A 19,276-nucleotide genomic window follows, 5' to 3' on the forward strand; every position below is an offset into this window, starting at 1 on the left:
ACTGGCCGGGCTTTAGTTATTTGTATCCGATAACGGGTTAATTCTTCAGGTCTGCAGGAGTATCCTTGATGACCGGGTTAACCGGATTGCCATCAGCATCGATCTCAATTATTTCATCAAAGCCCAGCTCGTCCAGTTTAGCGGCAATCTTCGCCCGGTCGCCCACCATAAACCAATTTACCTCACCCGGCTTTACTACTTTTTGGCTGACACTGCGAATGTCCTGTACATTCAGGTTTCGCACATTTTGGTCGTAGCTTTTATAGTAGTCATCAGACAGTCCATAGCGGACAATATTACCAAGGGAGCTATTTACAGAACTATTGGTTTCCCATTGTCCGGGAAGCTGCAAAATCTGATTGTTCTTTACTTTTTCCAGTTCCTCCTCCGTAGCAGGACGGGTACTGGTAAATTCAGCAATTTCCCTGCGGAGTTCACTAACAGATTCAGCAGTTTTATCGGTCTGAACCGGGGCGTAAAGAATAAATGGCCGCTCTTGCTTGGCTCCCAAAACAAAGCCACCAGCACCATAGGCCCAATGCTTGTCTTCTCTGAGGTTCATATTAATACGGGAAGTAAAGGCCCCTCCCAGTATGTTGACCATTTGTTCCAGGGCAATTTCGGAAACATCGCCATACTTTTCGGTAAGGTGCCCGGCAATGATAACCGATTGCTGAGATTCCGGCCGATCCATCAGATAGAGTGTGTTTTTCGTTGGCGATTTAGGGCTGGTGAAGGTAATTTCAGGCACCTTGCCACTTTTCCATTTCCCCAGCACCCTTTCAAGTTCTTTTTTGAGTTCAGGCATGCTTACATCCCCGGTGACTACCAGGGTTGCATTATTGGGTTTTATCCATTTATCGTAGAAGGAGACAATATCTTCCCGGCTGAGTGCCGCAACGGTTTCTTCATAGCCTGTACCGGTATATGGGTTGCTATACGGATGTCCGTTGCCATACAAGTAGCGGTTCATAACGCGCAGTGCCATTGCTATTGGCTGGGATTTCTCACTTTTAATGGCATTGATCTGCTCCTGCTGCAGTCGTTCGAATTCGCTTTGCGGAAAGGAGGGGTTCATTACAATTTCCGCAAACAACTCCAGACTGGCCTTCAGGCTGGGTTTAAGCGTATTCATATACACACTGGAAACATCCTGATCTGAGGAGGTGGATATTCTCGCCCCGATCAGTTGCAGCCTCTCGTTAATTTCAAGGGAACTCATATTTTTCGTCCCTTCATCCATCAGGTTCATCGCAAGGGATGCTGTTCCGGGGCTCGCCAGGTGATCCGTTTTATAGCCTGCATCCACCATCAGGTTCATTACCAGGGTAGGTACTCCTACACGCTGCGCCAGCACTACTTCCAGGCCATTGGAAAGTTGGGTGCGCTGAACTTCCGGAAACTTAGAAGTTTTTGGAGCTCCAAGTGGCGGCAGTGTACTGCGGTCTACCGTTGAAGGGGTGGTTGAATAGTTTGGAAAAGGCCTCGCGATGAGGGTATGTTTCCCATTGTTCAGCCATTTCTGCGCAGTGGCCATTAAATCTTCAGCGGTAGCTTCTTCAATATATTTTAGCTGGGTTTTGTAAAAGGAAGCGTCCCCAAAATAGGTTTCATTGGAAGCGAGGATGTCCGAAACCCCTCCAAATCCGCCAATACGTTCCATACCTTTGATAAAATCTGCAAAGTAGTCGGCTTTGACTCGTTTGAGTTCTGCCTCTGTTGGCCCTTCCTTTACCAGTTTCATGATTTCTGAAAGGAGGACCTGCTTTACTTTTTCTTCATCCCCTCCGGGTTTCACATTTGCATAGCTGATAAAATTACCGGCAAGCTCTCTGGAATACTGGAAAGCCACGGCCGAGCTTGCGATCTGGTCTTCGTATACCAGCCGCTTGTACAAACGCGAATTCTTTCCATTAGAAAGAATGGATGCCAGCAGATCCATATGCAGGTCTTCCCGCTCACCCAGAGGAGGACTGGTCCATGCAAAAAGAATGCGTGTTTCGGGGATGCGATCCTGGTACACCTGATAAGTGTCTTCCCTGTGGACCGGGTTATTGATTTCCTGCCTTTCAATAGTGGGCCCTGAAGGAATATCTCCAAAATAGTTGAGTACTTTCTGGTATATTTCCTGTGGTTCAATATCTCCGGCTACGGCGAGTACGGCATTGGCCGGGCCGTAATAAGATTTAAACCATTCCTGTACGTCTTCGAGGGAAGCTGCATTCAGATCTTCCATTTCACCTATAACCGTCCAGGAATACGGGTGCCCCTTAGGGAACATGGCTTTGGTAAGGTAGTCGTATTGCATGCCATAGGGTTGATTCTCACCTTGCCGCTTTTCATTCTGCACAACGCCTCTTTGCTCATCCAGCTTTGCCTGGTCTATGGCCCCCAAAAGGTGGCCCATACGGTCCGATTCCAGAAAAAGCACCTGATCCAGAGCCGAAACCGGCACGTTCTGGAAATAGTTTGTGCGGTCTGAATTGGTAGTACCGTTAAGGTCAGTCCCCCCAATGCGTTCCAGGGCCTGAAAATAGTCGTCATTAAAATTTTCACTTCCATTGAACATCAGGTGTTCAAACAAATGTGCAAAACCGCTTTTACCTGGTTTTTCGTTCTTTGATCCCACATGATACCAGACGTTTACGGCTGCAATAGGTGCCTTGTGGTCTTCATGCACCAACAGGGTCAGGCCGTTCGGGAGTGTGAATTTTTCGTAAGAAATGTCAATGTCACCGGCCTTGAATTCAAAATTCTGTGCCCAAACTGAGGTGGTGCACACCATCAGAAGGCCCAAAAGTATTTGTTTCATTTTCATATTATTGTTCTGTTATTTAATAAGTATTGAAGGTACGATTTAATAGTGAATCTATTATCCCTATCTAATTTCAAACAGGGAGAGGAAAAAAGAGGGAATTTATTTGCTTTTGAACCTCGTTATAACTTATGAGGTTGCCGGGGGAAGCCCCATTTCTTTTATTAGTTCGGCATATCGCGGGTCACTGCGAACAGCTTCGTCCCGTACCAAAACCCGGATCCAGGGATAAAAGGCATGCCCCTTTGCAAATTGTAAGCTTTCAAAACCCTTTTCGATATCTCCTGCACTAAAAAAAAGTTGCGCCAGACAAAGTGAAAAGTAAGGCGTAGGCTCTTTGTTTTCCAGATCTTTGATTATGGCCATTCCTTCCTCCCGATGGCCGGTTTTGAATAAGATTTCACCTAAGCCAAAATACCTATAACCCGAATTGATCCTCGCAGCTTCCCGCATTACCTGCAGGGCTTCTTCTTCCCGCCCCATATCTAAATATGTGTTAGCCCTAACATACATGCTAAGGGCATTGTCATCCATCATCTGCTCGGCCTTATCCAGTTCTTGCAGGGCCTTTTCAAATTGACCGTCCATACGATATAACTCTGCCAGCCAGGAGGTATGCATGGATGAAAATGGGTCTATTTCCTGTGCCCTTTTATGTTCGGCTATGGCTTCTTTCATACGCCCAAAAAGGGCGAGGTACCAGGCACGGTGGTAATGGTTATAGGCCATATTGGGGTTGAGCTTATTAGCCCTGTTGAATGCGTATTCTGCCAGGTCCCAGTCCCAACCAAAGTAGGTGTGGTAATGGGAAAGAGCAGCCCATCCCTCTGCATTGGTTGAGTCCAGTTGTATGGCTCGCTTGGCTGCCGCAAGGGCTTTTGGGAAGGCATCGGGCGGGGGCATCAGGCTGTGTGCAAGCGAAATATACCCCTCGGCCAGGCCTGCATAGGCATAGGGGTCTGCCGGATTTTGATCCACTGCTTCCTGTAAATAGACCAGCCCGCGCTTCCAATCTTCTTCCCTGGGCTGGTTCAGATAATACTTGCCTTTCAAATACAACTCATAGGTTTCCGGTTTTACGGGTTTAATCCCTGCTTTCAGCAATTTCTGGGATTCAGACAACCCGATTCCCAGCACCGATGCCAGATCTGTGGCAACTCCCTTCCACATTTGCCGTACTTTCGATATGTCTTCTATATATTCTTTTTCCCAAACCGGTTCTTTGTTAAGGGCGGTTTGCAGTTGCAATTGGACAGTCAATTCATTTTCATCCCGTTGAAGGCTTCCGTGAATAAAATAATCCACGTTTTCTACCTCTTCCTTTATAAAGGAATCTTCAGGTAAAAAACCGGCAGTAAGATATTTAGAAGAGGTAAGGCTTAAAACAGTGAGCTCGCCGAGCTCTGAAAGGGCATCGATCAGGGATTCTGTCATGCCTTCCTCATAGTAGCTTGCTGTTTCTGAACTTTCCGATGTGATCAGCGGGATTACCGCTACCCTGATTTCTCCTCCGGCCGTTTCCGGAGCAGACCATTGCGATCCGGCCCAAAAACTCGCCATCACCAAAAGCAGCACAGCAGTTATTATGGAGCCCACGATTACCTGGTTGAGCCTTCTGCTGTTTTGCAGCTGCGTTTCCGTATTGATTTCCTCTTCCGTGGTCTTATGTATACCCCCGGGAGTCAGGTCGTAAATCCAGGAGAAAGCCGTCCAGAATACCAGACCAATCAACAGAAGGACAAGAAGCCCCTTTTGCACATATGCAGGGGCATCGTACAGGGGCAGGATGGTGTCTGCAAGCTGTAGGATCACCCAGGCAACGGCAAGGTATGCTACCACAGCTTTGATAACGTTCCTTCTTTTCAGCTCGGAAAAGAATTTGCTAAAATTCATATATCTGATTTATAGATGAAACGGTACCTGATTGCAGGGGATCAGTTTCCCTAATTTAAGGAATAATGAGGAAATATTTTAGGGAAAGGAAGAAGAAATAGCGAACAATCAAGGTAGCCAGGACGGTTCTGCTAATTCAATTTTCACATCGGGCATAAGTCAATTAATGCGATCCGTTTAACCATTTGAGGGCCCGCTTCCGGTTTCCGAACACTTTTACTTCCCATCCCAGATTTCGACTTGAAATTTCATAGAAGTTGGCTATTTGCCTGGCATTAAGATCCGCAGGTTCTAATACGGCAATCCGGCTTGAGGGATGAAGCCCCCATTTGGCGTAATATTCATAGGGTAGTCGAAAAATTTCGGTAGGAGTGGAATCCGTAGTAAAATCTGTGGCGATGACCAGTAACTTATACAGCTTTAGCCGGCGTGATTCCCTGATAATGGTTTCACTTGCCTTAAATATGGATTCCGCGGAGTGCTTCCCTTTAAAATTAAGAAGTAGTACCTGTAACTCTTTACTATGTGAGACATCCCAATGCATGTTGTGCTATAATTGGGGGCTCGGTTGTTGCCTTAAGATAGCACTTATTCGAAAAGTTTACAAAAGTATGGCCGGGAAGATTGAAATAAATCAGAGGCTATTTAAAATAGCTCATTTTATGTCATAAATAACTTATAAAAGTTCTCAGAAAATACTGATATCTAAAAATTAATCCTTTTAGCAACAGCCAGGTGTGCTTAGGTATACAGTGCTTTAAGGCCCTGTGTAAAGACGGCAACTTCCTCCAGGGTACCCGTGCTGATTCGTGCCCAATTGTACAAGGGAGGGAAGGGCCTGCCTATTTGTACGCCCTTTTCTGCCATTTGTGGGATTAATTCGGAAATATGCCTGCCGCTTTCAAAGAAAACAAAATTCGTATGCGAAGGGATGTAGCGAAGGCCCAGTTCATTGAGGGTTTTATAAATAAGTTCTTTGCCTTTCTCATTTTGGGCGATACTGAATTTGTAGAATTCGGCATCTTTCAGGGCTGCTTTAGCTGCCTGAATAGCCAGGGTATTGGTGTTCGCCATCAAAGAGTCCTGCAACCTGCTGGCTATATCCGGACGGGCTACCAGATAACCTATGCGCAAACCAGCCAACCCGAATACCTTGGAAAAGGTCTTGGAAACAATCACATTTCTACCTTCCTTCACCAGACTTACCATTGAAGGATAATCTGGCTGGCTGATATAGTCGTAATAAGCTTCGTCGCTAAAAACTACTGCCTTGCTTTCCATGGAAAGGCAAAAATCCTTCAATTCCCCGGGGTCCAACAGCGTGCCGGATGGGTTGTTCGGATTACACAGGAAAATCAAGCGGGTTTTGCTGTTGACCCTTCGCGACATGGCTTGCAGGTCGTGTTCCAGCTTATCATTAAGGGGTACGCGGTGCACGTATGCCCCGAAGAGCTCTGCGTACCTCAGCAGTGCCTGAAAGGTGGGGTCGGCAGCCACAATTTCTCCCCTCCCCAAACCATAGACCAAACCGCATGCTTTGAGCCCCTCAGTGGAACCCCCGGTAATAACAATGCAATCTTCGCTTACCTCTTCTTTTTTGGCAATCATTCTTACCAGTTCCTTAATGTACTGGAAAGGATAGCGGCATCCCAGATCGAAATCCTGTTGCATTGCTGCACGGACTGCTTCAGAAGGGCCATAAGGGTTTTCGTTTGAATTTAATTTGGCCAGAGGGCCTGAAGGTCTTTCCCCTGGACGATAGGATTGCTGCGCAAGTGAAGGTAAGCCCCCGAGCAGGGTGAAACCGCCGCCAAGGGCAATAGTTTTGAGCCAGTTTCTTCGATCAGTTGTATTCATGCCTGTTTTGCTTTAGGCAAAAGATACAAATTATCCTTTTATTTCGGCCAATAATTGAGAGGTGGCCCAGAATGGGGGTGGTCCTACAGACGGTAAAGGGTATTGCTTATCAGAATGGCAATGATCAGAACTACCATGGCAAGGTTAACCGTAATAGCTATGACCTTTTTTTCGGTAAGGGGTTCATTCAGGCCTTTTAAAATATAAATGGTGCCGAACATACCCAGTATCCCTGAAACTACAATCGGAAGACCAAAAAGTAATTTTGAGAGGGTAGCTTGCAGATTGATCATGATGGACACTGCCGCAAAAGTGAGTAAAATGAGGATGAATTTGCTCATGCGATAAGATCGCTCTGTATAATTGATTTCTGCCTCCATAACTTTCCTTGTTTATTATGATTTAGATTACTTTAAGATTGTTTCTCAATCCTTCTGTAATGCCCATAATGGTTTCGATTGTATCCTTCAGGTTGTTCCGGATAATAACCCGTGGGATGCGTATTGTGGTAAATTCATCCTGGTGATCACAGCATTTTTGTTCCAATTCGTACAATGCCTGCTCACAGGTTATATTTTCAAAACCAGCGTCTATCTCAATGTTTAATTTTACCCTTGAAATGGCGAGGTCCACGGTTTTCTTGCCGTCCCACCAGGCCAGCATGGGCCTTATCCCGGCCTGTATTAGGCCATAATAAAGGGTTATTGCTTCAGCAGAACTGTGTTTACGGCGTATCAGCTGTTCCATCCGCTTTCTGTGAGCAGGGCACAATTCTACCTTGAATAGATCCATAGCTTGCCTGTGGTCCAGGTAACTCAATTCTTTATTGCATTCGATGCAGGTCATGGTCGTAGGTTCGATTTAAAGGATTCGGGATAGTTATAACCGGAAGTTTTGAGGATTATTTTAAAAATTCGATGTATGACCACCCACTTTTAGACGAACGACCATTTTCTAGATGAAATGCACCTTTTTTACAACTTTCACCCTGTGAAGAAGGGTGTTTGGCTTTTACAGAAACCTTTATATTTACAAAAGCACCTTAATCCCCCGAATATGATGAAACGCCCTGGTCCCGGAATGCTAATCGCGGCTGCCTTTATTGGCCCGGGAACGGTTACCACTTGTATACGCGCCGGGGTAACCGACGGATTTAGCCTGCTTTGGGCTTTGCTTTTATCCGTTTTTGCTACTGTAGTACTGCAGGAAATGGCCGGCAGGCTGGGACTCATTAGCCGGCAGGGGCTGGCTTCCGCTGTAAAACAACAGTTGCGAATACCCTTGCTCAAAACGCTTTTCGTATCTATTATCCTCGTCGCGATAGTACTCGGCAATGCTGCCTATGAAGCGGGAAACATAGCCGGAGCAGTCCTTGGCCTGGAAGGTCTTACCGGGAGGGAGGGCATTGATGTATTTCCATGGCTCATTGCATTACTGGCTTTTATATTGCTTTGGAATGGGAATAATAAATTCCTGGAACGCGTCTTTACCGTCCTGGTTTTGCTGATGAGTCTTTCTTTTATGATAACGGCTGTGCTTACTATGCCTTCGGCGGGAGAATTATTTAAAGGGCTGTTTATCCCGAAACTGAATGGAGATAACATCTATATGGTCATGGCACTGATTGGCACAACAGTGGTGCCCTATAATCTGTTCCTTTATGCCTCCCTGGTTACTGAAAAATGGACTTCAGAAGCTGCCATGGTTACGATGCGCAGTGATATTGGCTGGTCGGTCATCCTGGGGGGGATTGTCTCTATGTGTATACTGATTGCTGCGGCCGGGGCCCCTATTAATGAAGTGAATGGGGTCATGGACCTTGCGGCCGGGCTGGAACCGATTTACGGCAGCGCGGCTCGCTATGGCCTGGGGATAGGTTTACTGGCTGCCGGAATAACCTCTGCCATTACAGCACCCCTTGCGGCAGCATATGTCGCCAATCAATGTTTTGGATGGCATACCAATGCCAAAAACTGGCGTTTTCGAATCGTTTGGGCAGGGATTCTGTTGTTTGGAGCCGTATCCCTGAGTTTGGATTTTAAACCTCTTGAGATTATTTATACTGCTCAAATAGCCAATGCGGTGCTGTTGCCGGTAATTGCCTTATTCCTTTGGTGGATTCTCAACTCGCGTACCCTTATGGGTAAGTTCGCCAATTCGGCATGGCAGAATATCCTGGCGGCAACGGTAATCCTCATTGTGATAGGCCTGGCAGGCAAGAGTTTCCTGAACCTTTTAAATTTTTAGGCATGGAAGGTTATCAGATAGATCTTAATTGTGATGTTGGGGAGGGAATGGGCAATGAAGCAGATCTTTTTCCGATGATCAGTTCCTGTAATATTGCCTGTGGAGGTCATGCCGGAGATGTACAATCCATGAGGGAAATGGTCTTTCTGGGGCTTGAATCTGGCTTACATCTTGGAGCCCATCCGTCTTATCCCGACAAAACGCATTTTGGCCGCAGATCAATCCGTATGGGTGACAGGGAGTTTCACGAAAGTATTCAACAGCAATTGCAAGCCTTGCAGCAGATAATTGTACAGAATAAGGGCTCATTGCACCACATAAAGGCACATGGGGCCCTTTATAACGATCTGGCCTCAAACCTGACCCTGGCCGAAACCTACCTCGATGCGCTGGAACCCTTTAAGGACTCCGCACTACTTTACGTTCCCTGTGGCTCCCTGTTTTCACGATATGCGCTTGAGAGGGGCTATCGCATCTGGCAGGAGGCATTCGCAGATCGTGCCTATGAAGCAGACGGAAGCCTGGTTTCCAGAGCAAAAGCAGGGGCGGTTCTTTCTGATCCCGCAGTCGTATACAATCAGCTGGTCCAGATGGTGCAGGAAAAACGGGTGCGCTGTCTCGGCGGGGCATTTTTTCCTGTTGAGGCAGACACGTATTGCCTGCACGGTGATGGCCCGAATGTTTTGGAAATATTGATGTATCTTTCGAAACATTTACCAGATAAATCAATATTCCTTCGTTCGTGAGTGAGACCCCCTTCAGAATAAGAGCATTTGGTGCACAGGCAGTGGTTTTAGAGTGGCCACGGGAAATTTCAATGGAAGTTTTGCAACAAATCCTTGGTTTTACGGCCTACCTAAAAAATAAAAGGCTTACTTCGGATAAATGGGAGTTAATACCTATATATCAAAGCCTTACGCTCATAAGTAAAGAAGACAAGATTGATTTGACCCGTTTTTCCCGTACCCTTAAATCATGGTACCGGCAATACCCCAAGGATTATCAGGTAGATGTACGGCATTGGGAACTTCCGGTCTGTTACGATGCGGAATTCGGGCCGGACCTGGAGGAGGTAGCTGCTTATTTAAGCACGGATGTCCAAGCTTTCATAGAACGACACAGCTCTGTTACATACCGGGTTTACGGGATCGGATTTTTGCCCGGGTTCCTCTACCTCGGAGGCATACCTGAGAGCCTGCGCATCCCCAGGAAAGCCACGCCCAGATTAAATGTGCCAAAGGGTACTGTAGGGCTGGCAGACCAGCAAACAGGGATTTATCCACAGCAATCTCCGGGTGGCTGGAACCTGGTTGGCAGATGTCCTGTCCCCATGTTTGACTCCAAATCAGACCCTCCCTGTTTTATTTCCCTGGGGGATACCGTACGTTTCCGTCCTGTAAGCCGGGCGGAATACGATCTGCATAAGATTGAAGGGGAGGTAGGTATTTATAATTATAAAAAGAAATTCGGGGATGCTATTAGTTAAGGACGCTGGTTTTTATACCAGTTTACAGGATTTGGGTCGCTTCCATTACCGACATTTGGGGGTGCCTGTGTCCGGGGCTATGGATTTGATTGCAGCGGCCAGGGTTAATTCCCTTCTCGAAAACGACCCTAACGATGCAGTACTGGAAATGACCCTGAATGGTCCGAAACTCGAATTTTCAGAACCGGCCTTTATTGCCTTCAGCGGTGCAGAGATGCAGCTGGAGCTGAACGGGGAAGCGATTGAACTGGATCAGGCCTATTTTGTAAGTGCTGGCAGCACCCTGAATTGCGGGCACACCTCTCACGGTATCCGAACCTATATGGCTATAAAAGGGGGTTTTCAGGCCCCTGCAATTTTAGGCAGCAGGTCATATTACTTCCCTGTGACCCCTAAAAAAACGATACAGGCCTTTACGGAGATACCCTATACACCAAATTCCGATTACGAATCCAAAGTACTCCGGGTCTCACATTCAAAATTGTACAGGGAAACCACCCTCAATGTTTTTCCGGGTCCGGAATACGAGCTGCTTTCTGATGCACAGCTCGAAGCTTTGTTCGCGGGCACGTTTACCTTAGCCAAAGAACAGGACCGAATGGCCTGTCAGTTGCAGGAAGTCATTGAAGGACAAAGCCATCAAATGATAACCTCCGCCACCCTTCCGGGTACCGTACAACTAACACCTTCTGGAAAATTGATCATCCTGATGCGCGATGGGCAGACCACTGGCGGCTATCCGAGGATTCTGCAACTTGAGGATTACTCTGTGAATGTTCTGGCACAGAAAAAATTCGGGGACCGGCTCAACTTTCATCGGATGCCGGGCTAGACCCTGCTGTAAACTTCTTCAAAAGGAACCCTGAACCTGGGGCCGTAAACCCCGTTTTCCTCACGATAGCCACATCCTATAACCATATTTATTTCAGCTGTACGGGGTAGTTTTAAGTATCGTTTTATCCTAAGGGTGTCGCTTCCCTCCATAGGGCAGGTATCCAATCCTCTCGCAGCCATAGAAATCATAAAATTCTCCGCTGCCAGAGCGGCACTTTTGTGGGCAACTATGCGCATATCCGATAAGCGTACCTGTCTGTAAACAGGCCTGAAAAGCCCCAGAAAGTTAAACAAGAGATAGCGAAGCCACCCCAAAACCCCGAAAACCTCCATATAGATGGAGGGTATTAATTTACGATAGTAGTTCAGGGCAAACCGTTGCCTTTTGCTCATATTTTCCGGCTTCGTTTCTCCGTAGACTTTCTTCAGGAAAGTGAGGTTGGCCCTTGAGCGCTTTTTCCACAGATCTTTCCGTACAACCACCACTACCAACTGGTCTGCCGTTTTGGCGGCATTCTGGCCGAAGCAATATTCAGCGATTTGTGTACGGGCCGCTTCGGAACAAACGTGCACAAACTCCCATAACTGGAGGTTTGAACTGGAAGGAGCCAGAATGGAATTCTCAAGGCAACTCCTTATGATTTCAGGATCTACAGCTTTATTTTTAAATACACGTACGGCACGTCTGTACTGAATGGCCTCGGTTACGATCTTCTCCATGGGTTTCATTTTGCAAACGCTAAAATTACTATTTCCTGCCGATAAAGCCTTACTTTCAGATTTTGATGGCAAAGAATCCCTTTTGATCTGTGACAACAATTTCCTGAAGCGGTTTGAATATGGTAATATATTTTACTTAAGTTACTGATATACAGAAGATATAATGTATTTAAACAAAAATGGATTTGTATGTGCCCGCTTCAATTTTCCCTAAAGGACTGGCAATCCTATATCTTTGATACTCTAGCTTTTTAACAAAAAACATCAAATCGGTAAATGCAACTGAATAAATACAGTAAAAATGTAACCCAGGACCCCACCCAACCGGCCGCTCAGGCTATGTTGTATGCCATTGGGTTGTCTGAGGAGGATTTAAACAAACCCCTGATAGGCATTGCCAGTACCGGATATGAAGGCAACCCCTGCAACATGCATCTCAACACCCTTGCTGCCCATGTAAAAGAGGGGGTGGCCTCCAGGGATTTGGTAGGGCTGATTTTCAACACCATTGGCGTCAGTGACGGCATCTCCATGGGAACATACGGTATGCGGTATTCCCTGCCTTCCCGTGATATCATTGCAGACTCCATGGAAACGGTGGTTCAGGCCATGAATTACGATGGTCTGATTACCGTAGTGGGATGTGACAAGAACATGCCCGGAGCCCTGATGGCGATGATCCGGCTCAACAGACCTTCTATATTACTCTATGGGGGAACGATCGCTTCAGGCTGCCTGAAAAATCAAAAACTGGATGTAGTTTCCGCTTTCGAAGCCTGGGGCCAGAAAGTAGCGGGAAACCTGAATGAAGAAGATTACAAGGCAGTTATTCAAAATGCCTGCCCCGGTGCCGGGGCCTGTGGCGGGATGTATACAGCCAACACCATGGCATCGGCCATTGAAGCCCTGGGGATGTCCCTTCCATACAGTTCTTCCAATCCGGCGGTCGGGACGGAGAAGAAACAGGACTGCTTAAAGGCAGGGAAGGCCTTGCGCGAGCTGCTTGAAAAGGATATCAAGCCTTTGGATATAATCTCCCGGAAATCACTGGAAAATGCGATTCGTCTGGTTGTGGTAATGGGTGGGAGCACCAACGCAGTGCTTCATTTCCTGGCAATAGCCAAAGCAGCCAATATATCTTTTACCCTGGATGATTTTCAGCGAATCAGTGACGAAACCCCTTTCCTGGCCGATCTGAAACCCAGCGGGAAATACCTGATGGAAGATGTACACCGGGTAGGAGGGGTGCCGGCTGTATTGAAATTTATGCTACAAAATGGAATGCTCCACGGAGATTGCCTTACTGTAACCGGAAAAACACTCGCTGAAAACCTGAAGGAGGTACCTGACCTCAGCGAAGGGCAGGAAGTGATCCGGCCCCTGAGCAACCCTATAAAGCAGACGGGGCATTTGCGAATATTATACGGCAACCTGGCCACGGAAGGGGCTGTTGCCAAAATTACCGGAAAAGAAGGCTTGCGTTTTGAAGGCCCTGCAAAGGTCTTTGAGGACGAGTTTGCGGCAAACAAGGGAATTGGAGAAGGAAAAGTGCAAAAAGGGGATGTGGTGGTAATCCGCTATGAAGGGCCCAAAGGAGGTCCTGGAATGCCCGAAATGCTAAAACCAACCTCCGCCATAATGGGCGCTGGCCTGGGGAAGGAAGTGGCCCTGATTACCGATGGAAGATTCTCTGGCGGTACGCACGGGTTTGTGGTTGGACACGTTTGTCCGGAAGCACAGGCCGGTGGGAACATTGCCCTGGTACAGGATGGGGATATCATCACTATAGACGCGGAAACAAATAGTATTACAGTAGGCCTTAGCGATGAAGAACTTCAAAAACGCCGTCAGCAGTGGCGTGCCCCCGAATTAAAAGTAAGCAGGGGTAGTTTATATAAATATGCCAAAACCGTTTCGCCGGCCTCCGAAGGCTGTGTAACGGATGAAATTTAATCCAGAAAATATATATGGGACAAACGAAAACCATGAAACAGGCGCCTAAAACTGCACCTCCCAAAAGAATGTGCGGGGCAGAGGCGATTATACAATGCCTGTTGGAAGAGGGCGTGGATTTGATCTACGGATACCCCGGCGGGGCCATTATGCCCGTTTACGATGAGCTATACAAGTTTCAGGACCGGCTCACGCACATTCTCACCCGTCATGAGCAGGCAGCTACACATGCTGCCCAGGGTTATGCCAGGGTTAGTGGGAAAGTTGGGGTGGCAGTGGCTACCTCTGGCCCCGGGGCGACTAATTTGGTGACCGGGCTGGCCGATGCCCAGATCGATTCTACTCCCATGGTCTGTATTACCGGGCAGGTGCCACGGCATTTACTGGGATCAGATGCCTTTCAGGAGACAGACATTATCGGGATTTCAACCCCGGTTACCAAATGGAATTATCAGATCACCAAGGCTTCGGAAATCCCGGAGATCATGGCGAAAGCATTTTACATTGCCCGCTCAGGGCGCCCTGGGCCCGTATTGGTGGACATCACTAAAAACGCCCAGTTTGATGAACTGGATTTTGAATACGGCCCCTGCAAAGGGGTCAGAAGTTATGATCCCTATCCGGCTCCTGATCCCCAGGCTATTGAAGAGGCCGCTGCATTGATCAATGCGGCAAAAAAACCATATATAGTATTTGGACAGGGCGTGATTCTGGGAAAAGCCGAGGAACAACTTAAGGCCCTTGTAGAGAAAACCGGCATCCCTGCAGCATGGACCATTTTAGGACTGTCCGCTCTGGATTCGGACCATCCCCTGAATGTGGGGATGGTAGGCATGCACGGAAATTATGGCCCCAACGTGCTAACCAATGAGTGTGACCTTCTTATTGCTATCGGGATGCGGTTCGATGACCGGGTAACCGGTGACCTGAACACCTATGCCAAACAGGCCAAGATTATTCATTTTGAAATTGATCCGGCTGAGATCAATAAGAATGTACCTGTAGACATTGCTGTGTTGGGGGATGCGCGTGAAACACTTTCACAACTGCTCCCCAAGGTCAGAGCCAACAGCCATAAGGCCTGGGTGGAAAAATTCCATAAATTATATAAAGAAGAATACAAGACCGTAATCGAAAAGGATTTGTTTCCAACCAAACCAGGTCTCACAATGGGAGAGGTGATTGCGGAGATCAACACGGCAACTGATCATCAGGCGGTCATTGTTTCTGATGTGGGGCAACATCAGATGATTGCCTGTCGTTATGCAAAATTTCGTGAAACAAAAAGCAATATCACCTCCGGTGGCCTTGGAACCATGGGTTTTGCACTCCCGGCGGCCATTGGAGCCAAAATGGGGGCCAGTCATCGCGAAGTGGTTGCCATTATCGGAGATGGGGGATATCAGATGACCATTCAGGAACTCGCCACCATCTTCCAGAATAATACTGCGGTCAAAATAGTGGTCCTGAACAATGAACATCTTGGGATGGTGCGCCAATGGCAGGAATTATTTTTTGACAAGCGCTATGCTTCCACCGTTATGACCAATCCGGATTTTGTTAAAATAGCGGAAGGGTATTACATTAAAGCCAGAAGAGTAGAAGAGAGGACAGAGCTGGCGGCGGCCGTTGCCGAAATGATTGCCTCCCCGGATCCGTACTTCCTGGAAGTACGTGTGGAGAAGGAAGACAATGTGTTTCCTATGATCCCTTCGGGAGCATCGGTGTCTGATATAAGGTTAAAATAAGGAATACATTAAACGACAAAACCCTGCACAAGGATTGAGGAATTATCATATGGAAAAAAAATGGTACACCATCTCGGTATATTCAGAAAACAATGTTGGATTACTGAATAGGATATCGGGAATATTTTTAAAGCGACATATTAATATAGAAAGCTTAAACGTCTCTAAATCAGAGATAGAAGAAGTTTCAAAATTTACAATAGTCGTGCACACGACCAAAGAATGGACGGAGCGGATTGTTTCTCAGATTGAAAAGCAGATCGAAGTGATCAAAGCCTTCTATCATACCGATGATGAGATTATTTACCAGGAGTCTGCACTTTTTAAAATAGCCTCCCATCTCTTGTTCGATGAACGTCAGATCCAGAACATCATCAAGGAAAGCAATTCACAGATTGTCACGGTAAGCCGTGAATTTTTTATTCTCGCCAAAACAGGCCGGAGGCATGAAATCGATGAGATGCATGATGAACTGGAACCTTTTGGAATTATGCAATTTGTACGCTCCGGAAGAATTGCCGTAACCAAGTCGGAAATGCCAATTTCCAAAATCCTGGAAGGATTTCACCACGCATAATAATTGAAAAACTAACCTTACGAATACAAAGAAAATGACAAATTATTTTAATACCCTTTCCCTTAGGGAGCAATTACAACAACTGGGAAAATGCAGATTTATGGAAGCTTCCGAGTTTTCCGAGGGGGTTAAGGCTTTAAAAGGAAAGAAAATTGTAATTGTTGGCTGCGGGGCCCAGGGCCTGAACCAGGGCCTGAATATGAGAGATTCCGGGCTGGATATTTCCTATGCCCTGAGGGCGGCAGCCATTCAGGAGAAGCGGGCCTCTTTTGTAAATGCCACTGAAAACGGATTCACTGTTGGCACCTATGAGGAACTGATTCCTTCGGCAGACCTGGTAATCAATCTAACCCCAGACAAGCAGCATACAGCAGTAGTTGGAGCTGTAATGCCACTGATGAAAAAAGGAGCAACCCTGTCCTATTCGCACGGATTCAATATTGTAGAGGAGGGCATGCAAGTCCGCAAGGATCTGACTGTCATTATGGTAGCTCCAAAAAGCCCGGGATCAGAGGTTCGTGAGGAATATAAAAGGGGTTTTGGGGTGCCTACGCTGATAGCTGTACACCCTGAAAATGATCCTGAAGGTAAGGGTCTGGCCCAGGCCAAGGCCTATGCTGCAGCTACCGGGGGACATAAAGCAGGGGTACTGGAGTCCTCCTTTGTCGCAGAGGTGAAATCAGACCTTATGGGGGAGCAGACCATATTATGCGGGCTATTGCAGACCGGATCCATTCTTTGTTTTGACAAGATGGTTGCAGAAGGGATAGAGCCTTCTTATGCATCCAAACTGATCCAGTTTGGATGGGAAACCATTACCGAGGGACTTAAATACGGAGGAATCACCAATATGATGGACCGATTATCCAATCCTGCGAAAATTGAGGCTTTTGAATTGTCTGAGGAGCTGAAAGACATTATGAGACCGCTGTTCCGAAAACATATGGACGATATAATGAGCGGTCATTTCTCAAAAACGATGATGGAAGACTGGGCCAACGACGATAAAAATTTGCTTAGCTGGCGTGCCGCCACAGGAGAAACAGCTTTTGAAAAGACCCCGGCCGGAAAAATGGAAATTTCAGAACAGGAATACTACGACAAGGGGGTTTTAATGGTTGCTTTTGTAAGAGCCGGAGTGGAACTGGCTTATGAATCCATGACCGAATCGGGGATTATCGGTGAGTCTGCCTATTACGAGTCTTTACATGAAACACCGCTGATTGCCAATACCATTGCCCGCAAAAAGCTATTCGAAATGAACCGGGTTATATCCGATACCGCAGAATACGGCTGTTATTTGTTTGATCACGCCTGTAAACCTCTCTTGGGGGATTTTATGAAGAAGGTACAAACCGATGTTATCGGCAAGGCCTACGGGGCTGGAGACGACAATGGGGTGGATAATGCAAAGTTGATAGCTGTAAATAAGGTATTGCGAACCCACCCTGTAGAAGTGGTGGGAGCCAGGCTGCGCGAGTCGATGACCGCCATGAAGCCTATTGTTTGAGACTGGTTCCGTGTATCTTTAACAAAACCCATAACAGCACCCAATAATGAGTGATTTGCAAGCCATCCCTGAAAATTATCAAATAGACGCTACCCTGGATCAGCGAACCTACCTTGTAGGCGGGGAATTGAAATCCTGGAAAGGGCCGGTTTCGGAAGTGTATTCCACAATCTCCAACACCAGCAGCTATAAACCTACCCTTTTGGGAACCATCCCTGACATGGGAGAGGCCGAAGCCATGGATGCCCTGCAGGCAGCCCTGAAAGCCTTTGATAAAGGGAAGGGTGCCTGGCCCACCATGCGGGTCCGGGAACGGATCGAGTGCATGGAGAAGTTTGTAAAGCAGATGGAGCAAAAAAGGGAAGTAATTGTGAAATTGCTGATGTGGGAAATCGGGAAATCCCTGCCGGATTCCGAAAAGGAATTTGACCGTACTGTTGAATATATTCACGACACTATTGAAGATTATAAACAGTTAGACCGGAACTCGGCCAAGTTTCACAAGCATCAGGGGGTTTACGCGCATATCCGAAGGGGGCCATTGGGTGTGGTGCTTTGCCTTGGGCCTTATAATTACCCGCTTAACGAAACCTTCGCGCTGTTGATCCCAGCCATCATCATGGGAAACACTACTATTTTTAAACCGGCTAAGCACGGGGTTTTACTGATTACGCCGCTTCTGGAGGCTTTTCAGAACAGTTTTCCGAAAGGGGTCGTAAATATCCTCTTCGGCAGGGGCAGGGCAGTAGCCGCGCCCATTATGAAGACGGGGAAAGTAGATGTTTTGGCTTTAATCGGAAACAGTAAGTCGGCCAATGCCTTGCAGGACCAGCACCCCAAAAGCAACCGGCTTCGCCTGGTTCTTGGGCTTGAAGCTAAAAACCCGGCCATTGTGTTGCCGGATGCCGATCTGGAATTGAGCGTACAGGAATGCCTTACCGGAACCCTCTCCTTTAATGGGCAACGGTGTACCGCCTTAAAGGTTGTTTATGTGCACGAAGACATTTGTGAGACCTTCCTCAGGCAATTTTCGGAAGGGGTGGACGCTCTCACCTTTGGCAACCCCTGGGATAAGGGGGTAAAACTAACCCCTCTGCCGGAACCCGGAAAATCGGATTACATTCAGGAACTCATAGACGATGCCTTGTCAAAGGGTGCTCAAATCATCAATAAAAAAGGAGGGCAGCGTTTCGATAATTTTATATGGCCGGCCGTGCTTTACCCGGTCACAAAAGATATGCGGGTCTATCAGGAAGAGCAATTTGGCCCGGTAATCCCGGTACTTAGCTTTACGCAGATCGATGAACCCCTGGATGACATGGCTGAGAGCAATTACGGGCAGCAGGTAAGCCTTTTCGGCAAGGATGTCTATGCACTGGCGCCTTTGATCGATACGCTGGCCAACCTGGTCTGCCGTGTCAACCTGAATAGTTCCTGCCAGCGTGGCCCCGATGTTTATCCGTTTACCGGACGCAAAGATTCGGCCCAGTCTACGCTGAGCGTCCACGATGCGCTCCGGTCATTCTCCATTCGGACTTTCGTTGCCTTTAAGGATAACCCGTTAAATAACGAAACCGTAGAACAACTCCTGGACACCAAGCTTTCAAATTTTATTAGTACGGAATATATTCTGTAA

Annotated in this window: 16 protein-coding genes; 9 read left to right on the forward strand and 7 right to left on the reverse strand. The window is 47.2% G+C overall.

Translation table 11 applies throughout. The annotated features are described in order from the left end of the window. Positions 1-37: 37 nt before the first annotated feature. The 6 genes from ACT6NV_RS13305 to ACT6NV_RS13330 form a co-directional block, all read right to left on the reverse strand. On the reverse strand, positions 38-2,812 hold the full coding sequence (locus ACT6NV_RS13305; protein ID WP_445384930.1) for a M16 family metallopeptidase: 2,775 nt from the start codon (positions 2,810-2,812) through the stop codon (positions 38-40). 132 nt (positions 2,813-2,944) lie between these two features. Next, entirely contained in the window at positions 2,945-4,708 is a 1,764-nt protein-coding gene (locus tag ACT6NV_RS13310) for a hypothetical protein (RefSeq protein ID WP_445384931.1), read from the reverse strand. A gap of 163 nt (positions 4,709-4,871) precedes the next feature. Beyond that, the gene (locus tag ACT6NV_RS13315) at positions 4,872-5,252 is read right to left on the reverse strand and encodes a hypothetical protein (protein ID WP_445384932.1); all 381 of its coding nucleotides are present in this window, start codon (positions 5,250-5,252) and stop codon (positions 4,872-4,874) included. A gap of 197 nt (positions 5,253-5,449) precedes the next feature. Then, positions 5,450-6,565, reverse strand: a complete 1,116-nt coding sequence (locus ACT6NV_RS13320; protein ID WP_445384933.1) for a pyridoxal phosphate-dependent aminotransferase — start codon at positions 6,563-6,565, stop codon at positions 5,450-5,452. Positions 6,566-6,648: 83 nt separating this feature from the next. Continuing rightward, positions 6,649-6,945, reverse strand: a complete 297-nt coding sequence (locus tag ACT6NV_RS13325; protein WP_445384934.1) for a hypothetical protein — start codon at positions 6,943-6,945, stop codon at positions 6,649-6,651. Between the two features lie 22 nt (positions 6,946-6,967). Further along, positions 6,968-7,411, reverse strand: a complete 444-nt coding sequence (locus tag ACT6NV_RS13330) for a hypothetical protein (protein WP_445384935.1) — start codon at positions 7,409-7,411, stop codon at positions 6,968-6,970. 210 nt (positions 7,412-7,621) lie between these two features. Between ACT6NV_RS13330 and ACT6NV_RS13335 the strand changes: the two genes are divergently transcribed. From ACT6NV_RS13335 to ACT6NV_RS13350, 4 genes are read left to right on the forward strand one after another with little or no spacing between them, the layout of a single operon-like run. Continuing rightward, on the forward strand, positions 7,622-8,812 hold the full coding sequence (locus ACT6NV_RS13335) for an Nramp family divalent metal transporter (RefSeq protein ID WP_445384936.1): 1,191 nt from the start codon (positions 7,622-7,624) through the stop codon (positions 8,810-8,812). 2 nt (positions 8,813-8,814) lie between these two features. Next, positions 8,815-9,558, forward strand: coding sequence for a 5-oxoprolinase subunit PxpA (gene pxpA / locus ACT6NV_RS13340; protein ID WP_445384937.1), 744 nt, complete (start codon positions 8,815-8,817; stop codon positions 9,556-9,558). Beyond that, positions 9,555-10,298: a 5-oxoprolinase subunit PxpB gene (gene pxpB / locus ACT6NV_RS13345; RefSeq protein ID WP_445384938.1), complete on the forward strand. Its 744-nt coding sequence runs from the start codon at positions 9,555-9,557 to the stop codon at positions 10,296-10,298. The genes pxpA and pxpB overlap by 4 nt, the downstream gene beginning before the upstream one ends. After that, entirely contained in the window at positions 10,285-11,130 is an 846-nt protein-coding gene (locus ACT6NV_RS13350; protein WP_445384939.1) for a 5-oxoprolinase subunit C family protein, read from the forward strand. Before pxpB ends, ACT6NV_RS13350 begins: the two co-directional genes overlap by 14 nt. Here ACT6NV_RS13350 and ACT6NV_RS13355 read toward each other — a convergent pair. Continuing rightward, positions 11,127-11,852 carry a nitroreductase family protein gene (locus ACT6NV_RS13355; protein ID WP_445384940.1) on the reverse strand — a complete coding sequence of 242 codons (726 nt, stop codon included), beginning with the start codon at positions 11,850-11,852 and terminating at the stop codon, positions 11,127-11,129. The two genes, ACT6NV_RS13350 and ACT6NV_RS13355, sit on opposite strands and share 4 nt — an antisense overlap. Positions 11,853-12,128: 276 nt before the next feature. Here ACT6NV_RS13355 and ilvD point away from each other — a divergent pair, with 276 nt between their 5' ends. From ilvD to ACT6NV_RS13380, 5 genes are read left to right on the forward strand one after another with little or no spacing between them, the layout of a single operon-like run. Further along, complete coding sequence (gene ilvD / locus ACT6NV_RS13360) at positions 12,129-13,805, forward strand: dihydroxy-acid dehydratase (RefSeq protein ID WP_445384941.1); 1,677 nt, start codon at positions 12,129-12,131, stop codon at positions 13,803-13,805. A gap of 14 nt (positions 13,806-13,819) precedes the next feature. Next, positions 13,820-15,553, forward strand: a complete 1,734-nt coding sequence (gene ilvB, locus ACT6NV_RS13365; protein WP_445384942.1) for a biosynthetic-type acetolactate synthase large subunit — start codon at positions 13,820-13,822, stop codon at positions 15,551-15,553. A gap of 49 nt (positions 15,554-15,602) precedes the next feature. Next, the gene (gene ilvN, locus ACT6NV_RS13370; protein WP_445384943.1) at positions 15,603-16,130 is read left to right on the forward strand and encodes an acetolactate synthase small subunit; all 528 of its coding nucleotides are present in this window, start codon (positions 15,603-15,605) and stop codon (positions 16,128-16,130) included. 34 nt (positions 16,131-16,164) lie between these two features. Continuing rightward, positions 16,165-17,640, forward strand: a complete 1,476-nt coding sequence (ilvC, locus tag ACT6NV_RS13375; RefSeq protein ID WP_445384944.1) for a ketol-acid reductoisomerase — start codon at positions 16,165-16,167, stop codon at positions 17,638-17,640. 46 nt (positions 17,641-17,686) lie between these two features. Next, entirely contained in the window at positions 17,687-19,276 is a 1,590-nt protein-coding gene (locus ACT6NV_RS13380; protein ID WP_445384945.1) for an NADP-dependent glyceraldehyde-3-phosphate dehydrogenase, read from the forward strand.

This window comes from Robiginitalea insularis (assembly GCF_052497835.1).

Excerpts from the sequence above, each read along its gene's own strand:
- ACT6NV_RS13305 (WP_445384930.1), bottom strand. The coding sequence starts at position 2,812 with ATGAAACAAATACTTTTGGGCCTTCTGATGGTGTGCACCACCTCAGTT.
- ACT6NV_RS13310 (WP_445384931.1), bottom strand. The coding sequence starts at position 4,708 with ATGAATTTTAGCAAATTCTTTTCCGAGCTGAAAAGAAGGAACGTTATC.
- ACT6NV_RS13315 (WP_445384932.1), bottom strand. The coding sequence starts at position 5,252 with ATGCATTGGGATGTCTCACATAGTAAAGAGTTACAGGTACTACTTCTT.
- ACT6NV_RS13320 (WP_445384933.1), bottom strand. The coding sequence starts at position 6,565 with ATGAATACAACTGATCGAAGAAACTGGCTCAAAACTATTGCCCTTGGC.
- ACT6NV_RS13325 (WP_445384934.1), bottom strand. The coding sequence starts at position 6,945 with ATGGAGGCAGAAATCAATTATACAGAGCGATCTTATCGCATGAGCAAA.
- ACT6NV_RS13330 (WP_445384935.1), bottom strand. The coding sequence starts at position 7,411 with ATGACCTGCATCGAATGCAATAAAGAATTGAGTTACCTGGACCACAGG.
- ACT6NV_RS13335 (WP_445384936.1), top strand. The coding sequence starts at position 7,622 with ATGATGAAACGCCCTGGTCCCGGAATGCTAATCGCGGCTGCCTTTATT.
- pxpA (WP_445384937.1), top strand. The coding sequence starts at position 8,815 with ATGGAAGGTTATCAGATAGATCTTAATTGTGATGTTGGGGAGGGAATG.
- ACT6NV_RS13350 (WP_445384939.1), top strand. The coding sequence starts at position 10,285 with ATGCTATTAGTTAAGGACGCTGGTTTTTATACCAGTTTACAGGATTTG.
- ACT6NV_RS13355 (WP_445384940.1), bottom strand. The coding sequence starts at position 11,852 with ATGGAGAAGATCGTAACCGAGGCCATTCAGTACAGACGTGCCGTACGT.
- ilvD (WP_445384941.1), top strand. The coding sequence starts at position 12,129 with ATGCAACTGAATAAATACAGTAAAAATGTAACCCAGGACCCCACCCAA.
- ilvB (WP_445384942.1), top strand. The coding sequence starts at position 13,820 with ATGGGACAAACGAAAACCATGAAACAGGCGCCTAAAACTGCACCTCCC.
- ilvN (WP_445384943.1), top strand. The coding sequence starts at position 15,603 with ATGGAAAAAAAATGGTACACCATCTCGGTATATTCAGAAAACAATGTT.
- ilvC (WP_445384944.1), top strand. The coding sequence starts at position 16,165 with ATGACAAATTATTTTAATACCCTTTCCCTTAGGGAGCAATTACAACAA.
- ACT6NV_RS13380 (WP_445384945.1), top strand. The coding sequence starts at position 17,687 with ATGAGTGATTTGCAAGCCATCCCTGAAAATTATCAAATAGACGCTACC.